The sequence below is a fragment of the Burkholderiales bacterium genome (genome assembly GCA_015075645.1).
Lineage (GTDB): Bacteria > Pseudomonadota > Gammaproteobacteria > Burkholderiales > Casimicrobiaceae > VBCG01.
Window position 1 is genome coordinate 272,828 of the sequence record JABTUF010000004.1, and the last position, 19,345, is coordinate 292,172.

A 19,345-nucleotide genomic window follows, 5' to 3' on the forward strand; every position below is an offset into this window, starting at 1 on the left:
GCGGCGCGTTCGTCCTACTTGAGGAGCCCGGCTTCGCGGAAGAACTTCGCGGCGCCCGGATGGTAGGGGATCACCTGCTGGCTCGCGAGGAACTGCGGCGTGATGTCCTTGAACGTGCTGTGCGCGGTCTTGAACTTGTCGATGTGGGTGGCGAGCGCCTTGGCGAGATCGTAGGCCACCGCATCGGGCATCTTCTCGCTCGCGAACAGGATCGCGGAGAGCGCGACCGTGGGCACGTCCTGCGGCTGCCACGCGTAGGAACCGCCCTTGACGACGAACGGCCGGACGGAGAGCTCCTTCACGACCTTCTGCACCGTGCCCTCCGACACCGGCAGCAGCACCGAGGGCACCGCGTCGCCGGCCTGCACGATGAAGCTCGTGCGCACGAACACGCCGTTCGCGAACATGTCGATGCGGCCGTCCTTCATCAGATCGCCCTGCTCGTTGGACGCGGCGTAGACGACGTGTCCGCCCCACTTCTCGATGTCCGCGAGACTCACGCCGATCGCGGCGAACATCCGGACCGCGACGTGCTCGGTGATGTTGCCGCGCTTGTTGAACGCGACCCGCAGCGGCGGCTTCTTGGCGGCGATGTCGTCGAACGTGCGGATCGCGTACTTGTCGGCGAACGCCTTGCTCATCACCATCTGCATCGGCGCCCAGTCGTACATCAGCGCGATCGCGCGCAGGCTCGTGACCGGCTTGGTGAACGGCGCGGCGCCCTCGAGCGCGAGGCGGAGCTCCGCGTCGTGCGCGAGCCCGAGCTCGGCCTTGCCCTGCTCGACGATCCCGATGTTGGCGAGGCCTCCGCCGGAGGTCTGGTAGGTGACCGTCGAGCCGGGGAACGCAGCCTTGACCGCGCCGTCGATGCCGACGCCGAGAATCGTCCACAGGCCGCTCGGGCTCGCGCCGGAGAGCGTCAGCTTGTACGGGGCCTGCGCCCACGCGATCGAACTCGCCAGCGCGAACGTGATTCCGAACAGAAGCTTCCTTGTCGCGTGCATGGATCCTCCTCGTCGTCTCGCGCGGGCGCGGTTCGCCCGCCGTCCTTCAATCGAATGCGCCCTTCGCCGCGCAGTCCGCGTACTCCTCGCCGGTCAGCCCGAGGAACTCGCGGAACACGACGTCATTGTGCTCGCCGAGCCGCGGCGCCGGTGCGGTCACGTCGCCCGGCGTGCCGGACAGGTCGAACGCAGGGAACGCGCAGGTCTGCTCGCCCATCACCGGGTGACGTCGGACGCGCCATGATCCGCGATCCACGAGAGCCGGATCGCGGAAGAGGTCGTCGACCGCGTTGACGCGATACGCATGCACCCCCGCATCCTGGAGCGAGCGTGCCGCGTCGTCGCTCCCGCGGGCGGCGCACCATGCGGCGAGCGAAGGCTCGAACTCGGCGAGGTGGCGCCTGCGCGCGTCCGACGACGCGAATCGGGCGTCTTGCGCGAGTTCAGGCCGTCCGACGGCCGCGCACAGGCGCGCGAACTCGTCGTCGGACCAGCACGACAACGCCACCCATTCGTCGCCCCGGCAACGGTACGCTCCGTGCGGCACGGCGCGCGGATCGTCGTTGCCCGAGCGCTCGGCGATCCGGCCGCCGACGTGATAGTCGAGGAGCTGCGGCGCGACGAAATGCAGGCCGGTCTCGTACTGCGACACGTCGATCCACGCCCCGAGGCCCGTCTCGCGCCTGCGCACCAGGGCCGCGAGCACCGCGGCCGCGCCCATCGTCGAGGCCACGAAGTCGATGTAGGGGCCGTACAGCAGCATCGGCGGGCCGTCGGGCGACCCGGTCAATCCGCAGAAGCCGGCCTGCGCGGAGAGCAGGGAGCCGAAGCCCGGCGTGTTCGCGCGCGGACCGGTCTGCCCCATGTTGCACGACGAGAGCATGACGATCGCGGGCTTCTGCGCCGACAGCGCGTGGTAGCCCAGACCGAGGCGGTCCATCACGCCCGGCCGCATGTTCTCGATCACGACATCGCTCCACAGCGCGAGCCTGCGCGCGAGCGAGACGCCCGCGTCGTTCTTGAGATCGAGCGTCACCCCGTACTTCGAATCGTTGAAGTAGGCGAAGCAGCCGCCGCGGTCGACGCCCGGCTCGCCGTCCTTGAACGGCGGGTACTCGAGCCGGAAGCCGTCCGGCCGCCTGCGGGACTCGACGTGCACGACGCAAGCGCCGTAGTTCGCGAGCATCTTCCCGATGTGCGGGCCCGCGGCGTAGCTCGCGAACTCCACGACCTTGACGCCCGCGAGCGCCCGTTCGACCGGGCTCGTCACGCAGCCGCCCTTGCGGGAAAGCCGCCCGCGTCGGCCGCCGGCCGTGCGCTCCATTGCGCGAGCAGTTCGTCGGCGATCACCTCGTGCCCCGGCGCGCAGGCGAGCGGCGCGCGCACGCCGTCGACGAGCGCGAATGCGCCGCAGTGCCGCTGCCGCGATCCGTCGGGGAGCACGACGTCGCGCCAGAAATCGCGCGCTGCGAGCTGCGGGTCGGTCGCGATGTCGTCCATCGTCGAGACCGGGTAGCCCAGGATCTCGCGCGCGCTCGCGCCTTCGAGGAACGCGCGCTTGGTCAGCGTCGCGAAGAACGCCGCGATCGGCTGCTCCAGCCGATCGACGCTCGCCTGGTCCTGCGTCTTCGGATCGAACCGCGTCCAGTCGACGTCGGCGAGTGCGCCCAGCGCGAAGCCCGCTTCCCGCATCCAGCGCACGAGCATCTGCGAACTCCGCCGCCCCGCCGCCCCGCCGTAGAGCACGAAGTTGAGGTAGCCGTCGGCGCAGCGCCAGAATGCACGGAAGCGCGCGCCGGTGAGGGCGCGCCCGGTGATGAACGCGCCGCAGCGCGTCGGCACGACGCCGTTCAGGTCGACGAACGTCGGCGCGTGCGCGATGGCCGCGATGACCGCCGCCTGCGCCGACACGTCCACGGCCTGGGTCCTGCCGGTCGTCTCGCGGTACAGCAGCGCGACCAGCGCGCCGACCGCCGCGTGCGCACCGGCCCACGCGCGCGCCTGCGGCGCGGACACGCGCACCGGCGTGTCGCCCGGTTCGCCCGCGAGCGACATCGCGCCGCCCGCGGCCATCAGCTCCAGGTCGGAGGCCAGCCAGCGCGCGCGCGGCCCGCTCGCCCCGAACGGAGTGACCCGCACATGAATCGCCTGCGGGCCGACCCGGCGCAGATGGGCGTCGTCGAACAGATCGCCGAGCGGCGCGCCGGGCGCGAACGAGTCGAGGACGACGTCGGCGTGCGCGACCAGGCGCTCGAAGCTCGCGCGGTCCCCATCACGGTCGAGGTCGAGCCGCAGGAGCCGCTTGCCGACGTTGCCGGCCTGCCAGTCGACGCCGCCGACTTCGGCGGACCGCGGTTCGACCTTGACGACGTCGACACCGAGGTCCGCCAGCATGCGCCCGGCGAGCCAGCCCAGTTCGCCGCTGCAGTCGAGCGCGCGATAGCCCGCCAGCATGGCTGCTGCCGGCGTCCTAGCGCCCGGTGCGCGCGAGCGAGAGCACCCAGCCCGCCATGCGCGCCTTCATCGCCTGGATCTGCTTCGCGTCGAAGAAGTCCTCCGGCTTGACCCGGTCGACCGGATAGACCGGCCGGTGGAAATCCTGCTCGTAGCCGAACGGCACCGTCGCGTCGATCCCCATGCCGCCCTCGAACATCGTGTTCGACGCGGTCCACTGCTTGTCGCCGGCGGTCATGCGCTCGGCCGGCATGAAGGTCTGGCCGCGCCCGCCGGGGATCGGATTCAGGATGTCGTTGCGCGGGTTCACGCGCGTGGTGAGGCACCACATGATGTCGTCCATCGAGTAGATGTCGACGTCCTCGCTCACGGCGATGGCGAGCCGCATGCCCTGCGAACAGGACAGGATCGCCGACAGGAAATTGCGCTGCCAGCCCTCCTCGATCTTGTTGCGCTTCTTCACCTGGATGATGCAGCCGCCCCAGTCGGTCATGCAGTAGGGGATGTGCACGTCCTGGATGATGCCCGGCTGCAGGCGCTCGCACAGTTCGAAGATCGCGGCTTCGCGGATCGTCGTGTCGATGTTCGAATCGTCGAACATGTGCACGCCGAGCGGGAAGATGATCGGCTTCGACTCGGGCCTGCGCATCGTGATCGCGGTCACGTGGAAGGTCGGCGCCTTGTACGCCTTGCCCATGTAGCCGGCCCACTCGGGGTGGAAGAAGGTCTTGCCCTGCACGCCGATGCGCTCGGCCTCGGCGGTCTCGTAGCGCTTGTCGCGCGGGACGACGTAGCCTTCGAGGACGTACTCGGCGTCGGCGAGCGCGTAGGCGTCGACCGTCTTCGCCTTGACGAGGCGCACCGGCGAGCCCTGGATCGCGCCGGCCACGCCGACCTCGTCGCAGCCCTTCGGGAGGATCACGTAATCGAAGCCGGCGCCCGCCATCATCGTGCACGCGGGCGGCACGCCGAAGTTCATCGTGATCGGGATGCGCTCCTCCTGGTAGTGCTCGGTGAACACCTGCCACATGTGCGAGCCGGGGGAGATCTGGAACGTGCCGACGTTGCCCCACCGGAAGTTCATCCGGTTGTAGCCCATGTCGGTGCCGCCGTCGAAGTGCTTGCCGCTGATGAGGCGGATCCCGGAGCCGATGGTGAGCTCGGACTCGAGCGCCGTGTGGCGGATGGTCATGATCCACCGGTTGACGTCGATGTCCTTCGTGATCACGTGCTCCTGCACCGGAGCGTCCTTGCCGTCGACCACCACCGGCGGCAGCGGCCGGTTGAGCGCCTTCGCCAGCGCGCGCGTGCGCTGCGTCGGGTCGGTGAACCCGAACATCCGGTCGACGATGCGGATGTCGCCGAACAGGTTGGTGATCGCCCGCGCGTGCGGATAGCCCTTCACCTGGTTGAAGAGCATCGGGCAACTGCCGTCGAAATGCTTCTGCAGGCCGGTCAGCTCGAGATCCCCGCTCACCGGCTCGTCGGTCTCGACCAGCAGTCCCTCGGCGCGCAGCCAGTCGACCGTCGACCGCAGGCTCGTCACGTCCTTGGTCGCGTCCGGCTGCTTGCGCTTGGCTACGTCGTTCATCGCTGCGTCCTTTCCTCTTCTCTTGATGGCGGTCGGTGCGTCCGCCGATTCGTCGTCGCTTCGCGTCGTCACTTCGGCCCGAGGCGCGCGACCTTCGCGCGCATCTCGCCGGTCCAGCGTTTCGCGAAGCTCGCGGGCAGGGCGAACTGGTCGAGGACCCGCGCGACCACGTGCTCCACGATGTCGTCGACCGATTGCGGATGGTTGTAGAACGCCGGCATCGGCGGCATGATCGTCACGCCCATGCGGGAGAGCTTGAGCAGGTTCTCGAGGTGGATGTCGGAGAGCGGCATCTCGCGCGCCACCAGCACGAGCCGGCGGCGCTCCTTCAGGACGACGTCCGCGGCGCGGTGGACCAGATGGTCGCCGGTGCCGTGCGCGATCGCCGCGACGCTCCGCATCGAGCACGGGATGATGACCATCCCCTCGGTGACGAACGAGCCCGACGAGATGGCCGCGCCCATGTTCCCCGCCTCGTAGACGACCGAAGCGAGCGCCCGGACCTCGCCCAGCGTGTACGTGGTCTCGTGCTCGATCGTCTGCAGCGCCCACTTGCTCAGGACGAGGTGGGTCTCGACGTCCGCCTCGCGCAGCGCCTCGAGCAGGCGGATGCCGAGGATGGCGCCGGTGGCGCCGGTGATGCCGACCACGAGCCTGCGCATGGATGTCCTCCGGGCGGTCTTCGGCGCTGCACAATGTGGCGCTGGACCGCTCCGACGCTCCGGTGTCCCGGATTCGCGTCTAGAATGGGTCCGAATCTAGCGCCTCGCGCGGATCGGCGCCACCGTCGCCGCGCGAAAATGTTCCACATGGTGGCCATGCGAGCGAACGCGTCCTCCCAACCCGTTGCAGGCGATCGCCCCGCCCGTCCCGGTACGCAGAGCATCCAGCGCGCCGCGCTGCTCGTGCGCACGGTCGCGGCGCGCAGTTCCGCCGGAGTGCGGCTCGCCGATCTCGCGCAGCACGCGCACCTGGAGCGATCCACCGCGCGCCGCATCCTGAAGTGCCTGGTCGCCGAGGGCTTCCTGATGCAGGACGCCGCGACGCACCGCTACTTCCTCGGGCCGCTGGTGTTCGAACTCGGGTTCGCGGTGGCGCCTCAGTTCAACATCGTCGACATCTGCCGCAGCGCGCTCGAGCGCGTCGCCGAGCGCACCGGAGACACGGTCTTCCTCGTCGTGCGCAGCGGCTACGACTCGGTGTGCGTCGACCGCAAGGAAGGCTCGTTCCCGATCAGGACGCTGATGCTCGACGTCGGGACCCGGCGGCCGCTCGGCGCCGGCGCGTGCGGCCTCGCGCTCCTGATGGGCCTCTCGGACGAGGCGGTCGAGGAAATCGTCGCCGCGAACGCCCGGCAGTTCGCCACCTACAACGGCCTCAACGTTCCGGCGCTCCTGCGCCTCCTGCGCCGCGCGAACACGCTCGGCTACGCCTTGAACGATATCCACATCACGCCGGGCGCGGTGTCCGTGGGGTTGCCGATCAGGAGCCGCTTCGGCACCGCGTTCGCCGCGGTGAGCGTCGGCGCGATCGCCGGCCGCATGGGGCCCGCGCGCCAGCGCGAGATCGCGGGCATCCTGCGCGCCGAGATCGCGGCGCTGGAAGACGTCGCCAACCGGGCGGCGCAGCCGTGAGCGCCGACGCCGCCCTCCGGGAGCGCGTGCTCGATTATCTGCGCGCGCACCACGTGATGACACTCGCCACGCCGGAACCGTGGGCGGCGGCGGTCTTCTACGTCAACGAGGATTTCGCGCTGCACTTCCTCTCCGCCGCGACGACGCGTCACTGCGTGCGGCTTCGCGCCGACCCGCGCGTCGCGGCCACCGTGCAGGACGACACCGGAAACTGGCAGGCCATCAAGGGTGTGCAGCTCGAAGGCACGGTCGCGCCGGTGCCGGGTCCGTCGTTGAAGCGCGTCCAGGCGCTCTACGCCCGCAAGTTCCCGTTCGCCGGCGCGGACGCGCCCGCGCCGCTCGCGCGCGCGCTCGCCCGCGTCGATTGGTACACCGTCACGCCGACCGGCGTGTGGTTCGTCGACAACGCCCGCGGGTTCGGGCACCGCGACCACATCGCGCTGCAATCCGGCGGGTGAGCACTCGGCTCGTGAAAGGCGTCCGGCTTCAAGCCGGACCCACGGGGAATGCGGCGCGCTCCCCGATCCTCGTGGGTCAGACTTCAGTCTGACGGGGTTCGCCACGACGACACGACAGACGTCCGGCTGAAGCCGGACCCACGGGGCATCGTCGCGAAATCACGCCGGATTCTGCGACTGGTACGCGGCCTCGATCCGCTCCTTGAACCGCGCGAGGAGCATCGGCCGCTTCAGCTTCAGCGTCGGCGTCAGGAGTCCGTTGTCGACGCTCCAGGGCTCTGGAGTCGCAATGACGCGCCGCACGCGCATCCAGCGCGGGAACGCCTTCAACTGCTCGTTGGCGCGGCGGACGAGCGTCTTCTCGTCGGCTTCCTGCGACACCGCCAGCAGGACGACGTAGGGGCGGCCCTCGCCGACGAGCATCGCCTGCTCGAACACCGGATCGTGCAGGATCGCGAACTCGCAGTCCTGCGGCGGCAGCTTCTCGCCGTTCGACATCACGAGGATGTCCTTGGCGCGACCGCGGATCGCGATGCGGCCCTCGCGGAACTCGGCCAGATCCCCTGTATGCAGCCAGCCGTCGGCGTCGACCGACGCGCGGGTCGCCTCCTCGTTCTGCCAGTAGCCCAGCATCACGTTCTCGCCGCGCGCGAGGAGTTCGCCGTTGTCGGCGAGCTTCGTCTCGACGCCGTCGAGCGCGCGACCGACGGTGTCCGGCCGGTTGTCGGAGAGGCGGTTGACCGAGATCACCGGCGAGGCCTCGGTCATCCCGTAGCCCTGCAGCATCGGCAGTCCGAGCCCGATGAACGTGCGCGCGAGCGAGGGATCGAGCGCGGCCCCCCCGACGACGACGAGCCGCAGCCGGCCGCCCATGCGCGCGAGGATCGGCTTCGCGACGAAGCGGCGCAGCGCGCGCAGGATCAGCCGGTCGCGCAAGCGCGGGCGACCCTGCTCGACGATCCAGCCGCGCGCGACGCAGGCGTCGAACAGGCGCTTCTTCGCCGGAGCATTCGCGAGCGTCTGGTCGATGCGCTGGGCGAACTTCTCGAAGATGCGCGGCACCGCGAACATCGCGGTCGGCGCCTGCGACGCGAGGTCCTCGGCGATCTGCGGCACGCCGCGCGCGTAGGCGACCTGCGCGCCGACCGCGAGCGGCAGGTAGTAGCCGCCGGTGCGCTCGAACATGTGCGACAGCGGCAGGATCGACAGGAACCGGTCGTCGGCGCGCGCCATGCCGGTCGCGATGCACATGTCCACGTTCGAACGGATGTTCCGGTGCGAGAGCATCACCCCCTTCGGCCGGCCGGAGGTGCCCGAGGTGAAGCAGATCGTCGCGAGCGTCTCGGGCGCGACCCCCCGCACCTCGAACGGCCGGTCCGCCGCGGGCAGGAAGCGCTCGACCGTCGTGTCGGGTTCGTCCGCGTCGGCGCGCAGCACGACGATCGGCGGGATCGCGTGTTCTCCCGCGAGCTTGCGGATCGCCTCGGCCATGCGGCTGCCGTCGACGACGAGGAGCCGCGACTGCGCATGCGCGGCGCACCACGCGATGTTGTCGGGATTGTCGTCGACGTAGAGCGGCACGACGACGAGCCCCATCCCGAGCGCCGCCTGGTCGATCGCGATCCACTGCACGCCGTTCTTCACCGCGAGCGCGACGCGGTCGCCGGGGGCGAATCCGTCGCGCCGGAACGCCGCCTGCCACTCTGCCGCGCGCGCCGCGACCTGCGGCGCGGTCACGTCCTCCCAGCGCTCGCCGGTCCAGTGGCGCCAGAGCGCGCGTTCCGGTCGGGCGAGCGAACGTTCGAGCAGATGCGCGAGGTTGTCGTTCATCGCAGGCGGGGCTCCACGGGGGTCGCAGCGATTCTGCCGCATCGCCGCCGCGCGCGCCACGCCGGCGGGATCGCTATACTCGCCTTCGTCGCAGCGCCGCCACGAAGGCACCCATGGCCACGATCCGCGTCGTCAGGAAGCACGGTCTCACGCAGGCGAAGGCGAAGCTCGCCGCGGAGAAGATGGCGAAGGACCTCCACCGGCGCTTCGACCTCGTGTGCACCTGGGACGACGACTACTGCCGATTCGAGCGGTCCGGGCTCAACGGCAACATGCGGGTCGACAAGGAGGAGATCACGCTCGACGTGAAGCTGGGCTTCCTGCTCTCGGCGGTCGCGCCGTCGATCGAGCGCGCGATCCACGAAGAACTCGACGAACTCGTCGGCGAACCGGGCGCGAAGGCGCCGAAGGCCGCGCCGAAAGCATCGCCGAAGGCTGCCGCGAAACCGTCGTCGAAACGGAAGGGCTAGCTGTTCCGCGCGCTACGGCCCCCGGGGCTTTCGAGGCAGCGGTGGCTCGGGAAACGGCGCATTCGCGCCGCCGAGGATCGCCTCGACGAGCGCCGTCTCGCGCCTGGCGATCGTCGCGAGGAAGGCATCCGCCCCGCCCATCCGGCGGAACGCGTCGAAGCCGCGTTCGAGGAACGACTGGAGTTCGGAGAGGCCCGCGAGGTTCGCGGGGCGCCGCATCAGCGTGAGCGCGCTGCGCAGCATCGGCCGCTTCACGTAGCGGTCGAGCGCCGCGCCGACTTCGCCGATCAGCGCGATCTGGCGGCGGCGATCGGGCGCGCGCCCGGTGCGCCGGAACGCCCGGCAGTACTCCTCGACGGTGAAATGCGCGTCCGCCCGCGGCAGATGGTCGAGGAGCCTCGCGTCGAGTTCGTGCGACAGCGCGTTCAGCTCCATCGCCCGCGCCACCGTGCGGATCACGCTCTCGGGCAACAGGCGCGACATCGCGGGCACGATGCGCTTCAGGTCGGCGTCGCGGCGGCTGAAGTCCCGGTCGCCGTAGAGGTCGTCCTGGAAGAACGCGATCGCGTCGGCGTAGCGCGGATCGCGCGCGAGATCGGCGTAGGTCGACGCGAGCCGCCGCGACTGCCAGGACGCGAGCCGTTCCAGCGCTCCGGCGAGGATCGGATTCGACGCGCGCGCGGCATGCAGCGCTTGCACGCGCTCGAGTTCGGCGACGAGTTCGGCGATGGCCGTTCGCGGGGGAGGCGTCATCGTGGATCGCGCGCGCCGCGACGGCGCGCGGTGCGAGTCTAACGCCTCGACCCGATCCGTCCCGGGGATTTAGGTTGATTGCTCTAGCCCCCCGGGCTAGCGTCCGCGGTGTGATCACGCCAAGCGTGGCGACATGAGCATGTCCCGATGATCCGCATCACCCGCCGACGATTCCTGGCGGTCGGCGCCGCCGGCGGTGCCGCGCTCGCGCTCGCCGGCGGATACGCGTGGATGCGCGGGCGGCGCGCGTCGCCGGAGATCCGCCGGCTCGACGCGGATGCGCTCGCGATCATCCGCGCGATCGTGCCGGCGATGCTCGCCGGTGCGCTGCCCCCCGCGAGCGCGGCCCGCGCGAGCGCGATCGACGAGACCGTCGACGCGGTGCGCCGCGCCATCGCCGGCCTCGCGCCGGCGGCGCAGGATGAACTCGCGCAACTCTTCGGCCTCCTGGCGACCGGAGTCGGCCGGCGCCTCCTCGCCGGCGTCGCCTCCTCGTGGCCGGACGCGACGCCCGCCGAAGTCGACGCGTTCCTCGTCGCGTGGCGCGACAGCGGCTGGGCGCTCAAGCGCAGCGCATACGACGCGTTGCACCAGTTGACCTTCGCCGCGTGGTACGCGAACCCCCGCTCGTGGGGCGCGATCGGCTATCCGGGACCGCCGGTCCTCGGCGCGTGAGACGATGAGCGCCGCTCCCCTCGCGCGCATCGCGGATCCGATCCGCACCGGCCTCGCCGGCGGCTGGGACGTCGTCGACGCCTCGCGCCTCGCGCAGGACCTCGCGATCGAGGCCGACGTCGCGATCGTCGGCAGCGGCGCGGGCGGAGGCGTCGCGGCGGAGACGCTCGCGCTCGCGGGGTTGCGCGTCGTGGTCCTGGAGGAGGGGCCGCTGCGCTCGTCCTCCGACTTCCACATGCGCGAATCGGAGGCGTATCCCGACCTCTATCAGGAATCGGCGGCGCGCAAGACGCGCGACCACGCGATCAACATCCTGCAGGGCCGCTGCGTCGGCGGCGGCACCACGGTCAACTGGACGAGTTCGTTCCGCACGCCGGACGTGACGCTCGAGCACTGGGCGCGCAGGTTCCACCTGCCGGGATACTCCACCGACGACCTCGCGCCCTGGTTCGCCCAGATGGAGGCCCGGCTCGGCATCGCGCCCTGGGAGATCGCGCCGAACGCGAACAACGCCGCGCTCGCGCGCGGCGCGGCGAAGCTCGGCATCCCGAGTGCGGCGATCCGGCGCAACGTGCGCGCCTGCTGGAACCTCGGCTACTGCGGCGTCGGCTGTCCGACCAACGCGAAGCAGTCGATGCTGGTCACGACGCTGCCCGCCGCCCTCGATCGCGGCGCGAAGCTGGTGACGCGCGTGCGCGCGGAGCGGTTCGCGATCGAAGGCGGCCGCGTGACGCGGCTGGAGGCGCGCGCGCTCGATTCCGCCGGCATCGCGCCGACGGCGCGACGCGTGTCCGTCCGCGCGTCCACATACGTCTGCGCCGCGGGCGCGATCGGCACGCCGGCGCTGCTGCTGCGGAGCGGCGTGCCGGATCCGAACCGCCTCGTCGGCAAGCGCACGTTCCTGCACCCGACGGTGGTCTCCGCCGCGCTGATGCCGGAGCGCGTCGACGGCTTCGCCGGCGCGCCGCAGACCGTGTACTCGGACCATTACCTCGACAGCCTGCCTCCCGGAGGCCCGGCCGGATTCAAGCTGGAGGCGCCGCCGGTCCATCCGGTCCTCGCGGCCATCACGCTGACCGGCCACGGCGAGGCGCACTCACGCTGGATGCGCGCGCTGCCGAACATGCAGGTGCTGATCGCGCTGGTGCGCGACGGCTTCTACGCGGAGAGCCCGGGCGGCTCGGTCGCGCTGCGCGACGACGGCACGCCGGTCCTCGACTACCCGCTCAACGCCTACCTGTTCGACGGCATCCGTCGTGCGTTCCGCGCGATGGCCGAGATCCAGTTCGCCGCCGGCGCCCGGCACGTGATGCCGGTCCACGGCGACGGCGCGTCGTTCGACAGCGCGGCGGGCGCCCGCGCCGGCATCGACGCCTTCGCGCTCGCGCCGCTCGTGACGCCGGTGGTGTCCGCGCACGTGATGGGCGGCTGCCCGATGGGCCCCGATCCCGCGAGTTCGGTCGTCGACCCCTCCGGCCGGCACCACGCGCTCGCGAACCTCCACGTCATGGACGGCTCGATCTTCCCCACCTCGGTCGGCGCCAATCCGCAGTTGTCGATCTACGCGTTCGCCGCGAAGCTCTCCGCCGGACTCGCGGCGTCGCTCACCCGGCGTCCGCCGGCCGCGTGAGGCATCGCGCCAACGCGTCGGGCGCCGCGGATCCCGGCGCACCCGTCTTTAGGATGTTTCCTCTAGCGCGCTCCCGCTAGAGTGGATCGTCGCCCCGGACCTTCCGGGGACCCGCTCACGTTTTCCGAGGAGATTCCGATGGCTGCCCAGCATTCCCCCCGCAATGTCCCCACCGGCGAAGCGCTGTTCGCCGCCTCGCGCCAGGTCTGGCTCGCCGGCCTGGGCGCCGCGGTCGTGACGCGCGACTGGGCGCAGAACGAAGCCGGCGCGCTGTTCCGCACGCTGGTCAAGGAAGGCACCGCGGTCGAGTCCCGCACGTTCCGCCTCGTCGGCGAGCGCGTCGAGTCGTCGATCTCGCTCGCCAACGACCTGTGGCGCCAGACGCGCGGCAGCGTCACCCGGACGGTGAAGCACGCCGCCGACAGCGCGACGACGCTCGTGCGCGAAACGCTGCCGAAGCGGCTCCCGAAGGTCGAACTGCCGACCGCGTTCCGGGCGAAGCCCGCCGGTACGCGCGCGGCGAAGGCCGTGCGGACGCGCGCCAAGCGCGCCGTCAAGGGCGCGAAGCGCACCGCCAAGCGCGCGGCGAAGCGCTCGTAGTCCGCGCCTTTCGGTGCGACACGACGGCCGGCGGCGCGTCCGCGGGCCGTCGACGCGCATGTCCCGAGGCGGCACGAAAACCCGCGAGCGCCCGGCGCGCGCACCGCTCACGAAGCGGAGCGCACGCCGCCGGCGCATCGGTCTCGCGCTCGCGGGCGGCGGACCGCTCGGCGGGATCTACGAGATCGGCGCGCTGCTCGCGCTCGCCGATTCGCTCGAGGGCCTCGACCTCAACGACCTCGAGGTGTACGTCGGCGTGTCGTCCGGCGGCTTCGTCGCCGCCGCGCTCGCGAACGGCATCTCGCCGGCGCAGATGTACCGGCTCTTCATCGACGACGGCGCCGACGCCGCGCTGAAGCCCGAGGTGTTCCTGAAGCCCGCGCTGGGCGAGTTCCGCCGGCGCGCGGCGGTGTTCCCCCGCCTCGCCTTCCGCGCGGCGCTGCACTACCTGCGCGACCCGTTCCGCCGCGGCGTGATGCGGAGCTTCTCGACGCTCGCGAGCGCGGTGCCGACCGGCATGTTCGACAACGGCGCGATCGACGCCTTCCTCGCGCGCGTGTTCTCCGCGAAGGGCCGCACCAACGACTTCCGCCGTCTCGGCCGCAAGCTCTACCTCGTCGCCACCAACCTCGACACCGGCCTGTCGGTGACCTTCGGCCGGCCCGGCCACGACCACGTGCCGATCTCGCGCGCGATCGAGGCGTCGAGCGCGCTGCCGGGCCTCTTCCCGCCGGTCGAGATCGACGGCGATCACTACGTCGACGGCGCGCTCAACAAGACGCTGCACGCCTCCGTCGCCCTGGACGAAGGCATCGGGCTGCTGCTGTGCGTCAATCCGCTCGTGCCGTTCGACGCGCCCGGCGCGTCGCGGCGCGGCCGGCTCTCGGTCGACAAGCTCGACCACGGCGGCCTGCCGCTCGTGCTGTCGCAGACCTTCCGCGCGGTGATCCACTCGCGCATGAAGGTCGGCATGGAGAAGTACCACCGCCAGTATCCGGGCGCCGACGTCGTGCTGTTCGAGCCCGACCGCGAGGACGTCGACATGTTCTTCGCGAACATCTTCAGCTACTCGCAGCGCAAGCGCCTGTGCGCGACCGCCTACGCGACGACGCGCCAGAACCTCCGCGCGCGCGCGACGTCGCTCGCGCCCCTCCTCGCGCGCCACGGCATCACGATCCGCGAGGACCGCCTCGCCGACGCCGGGCGCGACGTGCGCGCCGCGCTCGTCGATCCGCGGCCGATCCGGGCGGATCCCGCGGCGCGGCGTTCGGTGCGCTCGACCGCGCGCGAACTCGAGCACACGCTCGACCACCTCGAGCGCTGGATGCGGGCGGGGCGGACCGGAGCGCGGTAGCGGCTCGAACTTCCGGCGTGGCGGAGCCTCTCCGGCCTTCGCGCCGCTGCGCTACACTTCCGGCAGTCCGGAGACGCGATGGCCGAGAAAAAACGTCCGCGCCGCACGCGCGAGCGCATCCTCGAGACCGCGCTCGCGCTGTTCAACCTCCACGGTGAGCCCTCGGTCACGACGGCGCACATCGCGGACGAGATGAACATCAGCCCGGGCAACCTGTACTACCACTTCCGCAACAAGGACGAGATCATCGGCGAGCTCTACGCCGGCTACGAGGCGGAGGTCGCGCCGCTCTTCGCCGCGCCGCCCGACCGGGCGCCCGACGTCGAGGACCTGTGGCTGCTGCTCCACCTGCTGTTCGAGCGAATGTGGGCCTACCGCTTCCTGTTCCGCGATCTGGGCGAGATCGCGTCGCGCAACCGTCGCGTCGCCACGCGCTACGCGGAACTCGCGCGGCGCGGCGAATCGACCGTGATAGAGTTGTGCAGGGGGATGGTGGCCGCGCGCGCGATGCACGCGAGCGAACGGGAGATCGCGACGCTCGCGCGAAACGTCGTCGTCGTCGCCACCTACGCGCTCGCGTACCAGGGGATCGGCGCGGGCGCGGCGGACGCGCCTCCCCGACTCGACCATGCGGCCTACCAGGTCCTCGCGCTCGTCGCGCCGTACCTGGCGAACGACGGACGAGCGCTGATCGAACGGCTCGGCGAGCAGTATCTCTGAACGGGAGAAGCGTCATGGCGAGGAAGTGGACGAAGTTCCCCTACCCCGACAAGTCGATCGATCGGGACGACGCCGCGGTGAAGAAGGCGTGGGCGCGATTGCATCGCGGAGACGCCGAACCCGCGCCGAAGGACGCCGCCGTACTCGCGGCGTGGACCGCGTTCCACGCCGGGCGGTTCGCCGACGCGGTCGAGGCCGGCCTCGACGCGGGCGACGCGGGGATCAACGCGGCGGTCAAGGCGCAGGTCGTCTACGCGAGCTACCTCGAGAAGAGCGAGAAGGCGAAGGTCACGCTCTACGAGGAGGCCGCGGGCTGGGCCGAGGCGCGGCGCGCCAAGGCGCCGAAGGACGCCAACGCGCACTACCTCTACGCCTACGCGCTCGGCCGCTACAGCCAGGGCATCTCGGTCGCGAAGGCGCTCGCGCAGGGCTACGGCGGCAAGATCAAGGACGCGCTCACCACCGCGATCAAGCTCGAACCGAAGCACGCCGACGCGCACATCGCCTACGGCGCCTACCAGGCCGAGGTGATCGACAAGGTCGGCGGCATCGTCGCCGGCGTCACCTACGGCGCGAAGAAGGATTCCGCGGTCGAGCACTTCCAGAAGGCGATCAAGCTCCATCCGGATTCCGCGATCGCGCGCATCGAGTACGCGAACGGACTCCTGCTGCTCTACGGCAAGGGGAAGATCGCCGACGCCGAGAAGCTCTACCGGGAAGCGGCGAAGATCGCGCCCGCCGACGCGATGGAGCGGCTCGACGTCGAGCACGCGAAGGCCGAACTCGAGTAGCGGGAAGCCCAGCGCGACGCCGCAGCGCGCGGCCTCGCGGCCGGGACTCAGCCGCGGTAGCGCACCACCATCTCGGGATAGTGGACCTGGCACGCGTAGTCGGCGTAGCCGGGGATGCGCGGGCCGCGCTCGCCGTAGCGGTTCCCGGCGAACGACCGCTCGACGTTCGTGAACGGCAGCGTGCGCTCGGCGATGCCCTGCGTGAGTTGGTCTAGGCCGCGTGCGGCGACCGCCGCCATCGCGTCGAACTGGTCGGCGCAGATCACCTGCAGCGCCGGCTCGGGAAAGTCGTACATCGGGCACCAGAACACGGTCCAGCCGGCGTCGAGCGCGTTCACGTGGTCGACGATCTTGCGCGAGAGCAGGTACGCGTCGGACTCGACGTGGACGATGCGGGTGAAGTCGAGCGCGCGCGCGATCGCGAGCGAGTGCAGGAAGCTCCGCCACCAGCCGCGATGGCCCTTCATGCCGGTGCGCCCCTCGCGCTGCGCGAACCGGTAGAGCCACGCCGCCGGTCCGGGATCGAGCGCAGCGGGGATCGCGTCGATCACGCGGAGGTCGGGGTCGGGAGCGAGGTACGGCGACGCGTCGTCGATGATGAAGATCGCGTCGCGCTCGAGCGGCACGCCGAGGTGGTAGTCGAGCCAGCGGCGCGCGCGCACGCGCCACTGCCCTTCGTTCTCGACGTAGGACGTGCAGAACAGCAGCGTCCTGCGGCCGCCGGCCACCGGACTCAGCCGCCTGCGCCGACCGCGCGCGCGACCTTGCGCGGATCGAGGTCGCCTTCGATGCCCCACGGGCACATGAGCGCGGTGAGCACGAGCGATTCGAACTCGCGCCCGAACCGCTCGATCACGCGCCCGGGGTCCGGGCAGAGCCCGCGATCGGCGATGAGGCCGAACTGCACCTTGCCGTCGTAGGACAGGATCGACGCGCCGATGCCGATGTCGCCGGACTGCGGCACCCAGAACATCAGGCTGTCGATGCGCGCGCCGGCGAGCCACAGCGGCTGCTGCGGACCGGGCACGTTGGTCATCACCGCGCTCGCGTTGCGAGCGAGGATCGACAGCAGCGTTTCCTGCAGGATCTTCGGGCCCGCGCCCATCGCCGCGAGGATGCCGAGCGCGAGCACCGGCTGGAAGCTCCCCTTCAGCGCGGCCATGTTGTCGCGCACCGCGTAGAGCCGCTCGACCGGATTGCGGATGCCGATCGGCAGGTCGAGGAACACGAGCCCGAACTGGTTGCCGAGCTTGTATGCCTTCTCCATCGGCCGCAGGTTCACCGGCACCAGCGCGCGCAGCGTCACGCCGTCGGTGTCGTCGCCCTTGTCGCGCAGGTAGTGGCCGAGCGCGCCGGCGACGCAGGCGAGGAGCACGTCGTTGACCGAGCCGCCCAGCGCGCGCCCGATCGTCTTCACTTCGTCGAGCGGCAGCGCTTCGGCCCAGGCGACGCGCTTGGCGATCGCCGGCTTGCCCTTGAAGCGGGTCGGCGAGTCCTGCTCCATCAGCGTGAGGTTCGCGATCTCCGCGGTCATCGCGCCGCCCTGGTTCGCGAGCGCGAGCGCCTTCGACGGATCGGTCCACAGCTCGACGCCCTTGTCGACCAGCGTGCCGCCGATCCAGCGCGCCGTCGCGAGGACGCCGGCGAACGGCTCCAGCAGTTGCGCGACCGGGTCGTCGTCGGGGGCGGCGCGCTTGCGCGCGGGCGGCTCGAACGGCATCGCCGGAGGACCGTGCTCCGCGGCGTCGGTCATCGACAGCATGACGCGCACCAGCGCGATGCCGTCCGCGTAGCAGTGGTGGATGCGCACGATCACCGCGCTGCCGCCGTCGAGGTTGTCGACGAGGTGGAACTGCCAGCGCGGATGGGCGGGATCGAGAGGGACGGCCGCGAGGCGGGAGACGAGCGACTGCAACTCGCGCCGGCCGGCAGGCGCGGGCAGCGCCGTGTGCACCACGTGGCGATCGAGGTCGAAGTCGCGCGCGGGCTCCCAGAACATCATGCCGGCCGCCGCGACCGGGCGCTGCCGGAAGCGCCGGAACACGAGGAAGCGCTCGTCGAGGAGCCGCCGCAACCGCGCGATCGGCAGCCGCTCCCGGAACAGGAGGACGCCGGTGATCATCATCAGGTTGTGCGGACGGTCCATCCGCAGCCAGGCGGTGTCGACCGCGGAGACCTTCTCGCGCCGGGACGTCGCTGCCATCGGGCGTGGGAATCGTGGCTTGGGAGGGAGTGGCGCCGTCGCGCCCGTGCGTTGCGGGTGCTTTCGCGTTCGCGCTAAAGTAGCACGAAACCCCGTGCATCCCGGGGCACGATCCGAGGGGAGACCACGATGGCCGCCGCGAAGAAGGACGATCTGAAGGGCAAGTTCGAGGCCGCGGCCGCCGCGGCGAAGCAGACGAAGAAGAAGCCCGACAACGCCACGCTGCTCAAGCTCTACTCGTACTACAAGCAGGCGACCGAGGGCGACGTCAAGGGCGACCGACCGGGCGGGTTCGACTTCGTCGGCGGCGCGAAGCACGACGCGTGGTCGAAGCTCGAGGGCATGAGCCGCGACGACGCGATGACGAACTACATCAAGCAGGTCGAGAAGCTCAACCGCGCATGACGCGGTCGCGGGCGCCGCAGGCGATCGGTCGCGCCCCCGAACAACGAGGCCCGCATGTCGCGGGCCGGGTGCCGGATGCCTGCGTGCGGAGCGTCAGCCCAGCGCGCCCTTGACCACCTTGCGCGCGGTGCGGACCGTGCGCTTCGCGGTGCGGGTGGCGGCGCCCACCGCGCCGCTCGCGGTCCGGGTCGCGGCATCGACCGCGCCGCTCGCCGTTCTCGCGGCGGTGCTGGCGGAACGCGCCGCCGTCTTCACCGCGCCCTTCACGATCTTCTTCACCGGCGAAGCGGGCGCCTTGCGCTTCGGCTCGACGCCGGTTGCCTTGAGGAGTTCGTTCACCGCCTCGGAGAGCGCGTCGACGCGTTCCGCGAGGCGCTCGACGTCGCTCTGCGTGTGCACGCCGAGCTTCGACAGCGCGCGCGCCACGCGGTCCTCGAAGACCTGCTCGAGCTTGTCCCAGGTGCCGCCCGCCATCGCCTGAACCTCCTTCGCCTTCGCCCTGGCGGCGCCACGCGCGACCGCCGCCGCATCCGCCGCGACGTGGCGCGTCTTCTTCTCCAGGACCTCGCCCTGCTCGACGAGCGTCTCGAACACCTTCATGCCGCCGGCCTGCGCCTTCGAGAAGGCGCCCAGGCCCGCGAGCCAGATCTGCCGCGACGAGTCGAGAATCGACTTCGGCAGGTCGGACAGCGCATCGTGCGCCCCGGAAGCGCCGGTCGACTCGGACTTCGCTTTCGCCTTCGCCTGCTTCAGCATCGCGTTCTCCCGCGGGC

Annotated in this window: 20 protein-coding genes; 10 read left to right on the top strand and 10 right to left on the bottom strand. The window is 71.1% G+C overall.

Features of this window, described 5'->3' with window-relative positions; genetic code table 11:
* Positions 1–14: 14 nt before the first annotated feature.
* The 5 genes from HS109_11590 to HS109_11610 all read right to left on the bottom strand — a co-directional run bounded on the left by HS109_11590 (position 15) and on the right by HS109_11610 (position 5,711).
* Positions 15–1,004: a TAXI family TRAP transporter solute-binding subunit gene (locus tag HS109_11590; GenBank protein ID MBE7523014.1), complete on the bottom strand. Its 990-nt coding sequence runs from the start codon at positions 1,002–1,004 to the stop codon at positions 15–17.
* Positions 1,005–1,050: 46 nt separating this feature from the next.
* Positions 1,051–2,328: a CoA transferase gene (locus HS109_11595; GenBank protein MBE7523015.1), complete on the bottom strand. Its 1,278-nt coding sequence runs from the start codon at positions 2,326–2,328 to the stop codon at positions 1,051–1,053.
* On the bottom strand, positions 2,271–3,458 hold the full coding sequence (locus tag HS109_11600) for a CoA transferase (protein ID MBE7523016.1): 1,188 nt from the start codon (positions 3,456–3,458) through the stop codon (positions 2,271–2,273). The genes HS109_11595 and HS109_11600 overlap by 58 nt, the downstream gene beginning before the upstream one ends.
* 16 nt (positions 3,459–3,474) lie before the next feature.
* Positions 3,475–5,049 carry a UbiD family decarboxylase gene (locus HS109_11605; protein ID MBE7523017.1) on the bottom strand — a complete coding sequence of 525 codons (1,575 nt, stop codon included), beginning with the start codon at positions 5,047–5,049 and terminating at the stop codon, positions 3,475–3,477.
* Positions 5,050–5,117: 68 nt separating this feature from the next.
* Entirely contained in the window at positions 5,118–5,711 is a 594-nt protein-coding gene (locus tag HS109_11610) for a UbiX family flavin prenyltransferase (GenBank protein ID MBE7523018.1), read from the bottom strand.
* Between the two features lie 156 nt (positions 5,712–5,867).
* Between HS109_11610 and HS109_11615 the strand changes: the two genes are divergently transcribed.
* Positions 5,868–6,683 carry an IclR family transcriptional regulator gene (locus HS109_11615; GenBank protein ID MBE7523019.1) on the top strand — a complete coding sequence of 272 codons (816 nt, stop codon included), beginning with the start codon at positions 5,868–5,870 and terminating at the stop codon, positions 6,681–6,683.
* A gap of 56 nt (positions 6,684–6,739) precedes the next feature.
* Positions 6,740–7,141, top strand: coding sequence for a pyridoxamine 5'-phosphate oxidase family protein (locus HS109_11620; protein MBE7523020.1), 402 nt, complete (start codon positions 6,740–6,742; stop codon positions 7,139–7,141).
* Positions 7,142–7,300: 159 nt separating this feature from the next.
* Here HS109_11620 and HS109_11625 read toward each other — a convergent pair whose 3' ends face one another.
* Complete coding sequence (locus HS109_11625; protein MBE7523021.1) at positions 7,301–8,971, bottom strand: AMP-binding protein; 1,671 nt, start codon at positions 8,969–8,971, stop codon at positions 7,301–7,303.
* Between the two features lie 113 nt (positions 8,972–9,084).
* Between HS109_11625 and HS109_11630 the strand changes: the two genes are divergently transcribed.
* Positions 9,085–9,441, top strand: coding sequence for a polyhydroxyalkanoic acid system family protein (locus HS109_11630; protein MBE7523022.1), 357 nt, complete (start codon positions 9,085–9,087; stop codon positions 9,439–9,441).
* A gap of 12 nt (positions 9,442–9,453) precedes the next feature.
* Here HS109_11630 and HS109_11635 read toward each other — a convergent pair whose 3' ends face one another.
* Positions 9,454–10,194 (bottom strand): hypothetical protein, encoded by a 741-nt coding sequence (locus HS109_11635; protein ID MBE7523023.1) that lies wholly within the window; start codon positions 10,192–10,194, stop codon positions 9,454–9,456.
* Between the two features lie 150 nt (positions 10,195–10,344).
* Between HS109_11635 and HS109_11640 the strand changes: the two genes are divergently transcribed.
* The 6 genes from HS109_11640 (at position 10,345) to HS109_11665 (ending at position 15,964) form a co-directional block, all read left to right on the top strand.
* A complete protein-coding gene (locus HS109_11640; protein MBE7523024.1) occupies positions 10,345–10,869 on the top strand; it encodes a hypothetical protein in 525 nt (174 codons plus the stop codon).
* A 4-nt stretch (positions 10,870–10,873) separates the two neighbouring features.
* The gene (locus HS109_11645) at positions 10,874–12,499 is read left to right on the top strand and encodes a GMC family oxidoreductase (protein MBE7523025.1); all 1,626 of its coding nucleotides are present in this window, start codon (positions 10,874–10,876) and stop codon (positions 12,497–12,499) included.
* Positions 12,500–12,637: 138 nt separating this feature from the next.
* Positions 12,638–13,099: a phasin family protein gene (locus HS109_11650; GenBank protein ID MBE7523026.1), complete on the top strand. Its 462-nt coding sequence runs from the start codon at positions 12,638–12,640 to the stop codon at positions 13,097–13,099.
* 58 nt (positions 13,100–13,157) lie between these two features.
* Positions 13,158–14,453: a patatin-like phospholipase family protein gene (locus HS109_11655; protein MBE7523027.1), complete on the top strand. Its 1,296-nt coding sequence runs from the start codon at positions 13,158–13,160 to the stop codon at positions 14,451–14,453.
* 78 nt (positions 14,454–14,531) lie between these two features.
* Positions 14,532–15,173 (top strand): TetR/AcrR family transcriptional regulator, encoded by a 642-nt coding sequence (locus tag HS109_11660; protein ID MBE7523028.1) that lies wholly within the window; start codon positions 14,532–14,534, stop codon positions 15,171–15,173.
* A gap of 14 nt (positions 15,174–15,187) precedes the next feature.
* Positions 15,188–15,964, top strand: a complete 777-nt coding sequence (locus tag HS109_11665) for a hypothetical protein (protein MBE7523029.1) — start codon at positions 15,188–15,190, stop codon at positions 15,962–15,964.
* A gap of 47 nt (positions 15,965–16,011) precedes the next feature.
* On the opposite strand, the gene HS109_11670 is transcribed toward HS109_11665, so the two are convergent.
* Positions 16,012–16,692 (bottom strand): hypothetical protein, encoded by a 681-nt coding sequence (locus tag HS109_11670; GenBank protein ID MBE7523030.1) that lies wholly within the window; start codon positions 16,690–16,692, stop codon positions 16,012–16,014.
* A gap of 5 nt (positions 16,693–16,697) precedes the next feature.
* A complete protein-coding gene (locus HS109_11675; protein ID MBE7523031.1) occupies positions 16,698–18,167 on the bottom strand; it encodes a wax ester/triacylglycerol synthase family O-acyltransferase in 1,470 nt (489 codons plus the stop codon).
* Positions 18,168–18,296: 129 nt separating this feature from the next.
* Between HS109_11675 and HS109_11680 the strand changes: the two genes are divergently transcribed.
* Complete coding sequence (locus HS109_11680) at positions 18,297–18,572, top strand: acyl-CoA-binding protein (GenBank protein MBE7523032.1); 276 nt, start codon at positions 18,297–18,299, stop codon at positions 18,570–18,572.
* 93 nt (positions 18,573–18,665) lie between these two features.
* Here the strand turns inward: HS109_11680 and HS109_11685 are convergent, their stop codons facing one another.
* Entirely contained in the window at positions 18,666–19,328 is a 663-nt protein-coding gene (locus HS109_11685) for a phasin family protein (GenBank protein MBE7523033.1), read from the bottom strand.
* Positions 19,329–19,345: the final 17 nt, after the last annotated feature.

Bases quoted from the DNA above. Each gene is read 5' to 3' on its own strand.
- HS109_11590 (MBE7523014.1), bottom strand. From the start codon at position 1,004: ATGCACGCGACAAGGAAGCTTCTGTTCGGAATCACGTTCGCGCTGGCG.
- HS109_11595 (MBE7523015.1), bottom strand. From the start codon at position 2,328: ATGGAGCGCACGGCCGGCGGCCGACGCGGGCGGCTTTCCCGCAAGGGC.
- HS109_11600 (MBE7523016.1), bottom strand. From the start codon at position 3,458: ATGCTGGCGGGCTATCGCGCGCTCGACTGCAGCGGCGAACTGGGCTGG.
- HS109_11605 (MBE7523017.1), bottom strand. From the start codon at position 5,049: ATGAACGACGTAGCCAAGCGCAAGCAGCCGGACGCGACCAAGGACGTG.
- HS109_11610 (MBE7523018.1), bottom strand. From the start codon at position 5,711: ATGCGCAGGCTCGTGGTCGGCATCACCGGCGCCACCGGCGCCATCCTC.
- HS109_11615 (MBE7523019.1), top strand. From the start codon at position 5,868: ATGCGAGCGAACGCGTCCTCCCAACCCGTTGCAGGCGATCGCCCCGCC.
- HS109_11620 (MBE7523020.1), top strand. From the start codon at position 6,740: ATGACACTCGCCACGCCGGAACCGTGGGCGGCGGCGGTCTTCTACGTC.
- HS109_11625 (MBE7523021.1), bottom strand. From the start codon at position 8,971: ATGAACGACAACCTCGCGCATCTGCTCGAACGTTCGCTCGCCCGACCG.
- HS109_11630 (MBE7523022.1), top strand. From the start codon at position 9,085: ATGGCCACGATCCGCGTCGTCAGGAAGCACGGTCTCACGCAGGCGAAG.
- HS109_11635 (MBE7523023.1), bottom strand. From the start codon at position 10,194: ATGACGCCTCCCCCGCGAACGGCCATCGCCGAACTCGTCGCCGAACTC.
- HS109_11645 (MBE7523025.1), top strand. From the start codon at position 10,874: ATGAGCGCCGCTCCCCTCGCGCGCATCGCGGATCCGATCCGCACCGGC.
- HS109_11650 (MBE7523026.1), top strand. From the start codon at position 12,638: ATGGCTGCCCAGCATTCCCCCCGCAATGTCCCCACCGGCGAAGCGCTG.
- HS109_11655 (MBE7523027.1), top strand. From the start codon at position 13,158: ATGTCCCGAGGCGGCACGAAAACCCGCGAGCGCCCGGCGCGCGCACCG.
- HS109_11660 (MBE7523028.1), top strand. From the start codon at position 14,532: ATGGCCGAGAAAAAACGTCCGCGCCGCACGCGCGAGCGCATCCTCGAG.
- HS109_11665 (MBE7523029.1), top strand. From the start codon at position 15,188: ATGGCGAGGAAGTGGACGAAGTTCCCCTACCCCGACAAGTCGATCGAT.
- HS109_11675 (MBE7523031.1), bottom strand. From the start codon at position 18,167: ATGGCAGCGACGTCCCGGCGCGAGAAGGTCTCCGCGGTCGACACCGCC.
- HS109_11680 (MBE7523032.1), top strand. From the start codon at position 18,297: ATGGCCGCCGCGAAGAAGGACGATCTGAAGGGCAAGTTCGAGGCCGCG.
- HS109_11685 (MBE7523033.1), bottom strand. From the start codon at position 19,328: ATGCTGAAGCAGGCGAAGGCGAAAGCGAAGTCCGAGTCGACCGGCGCT.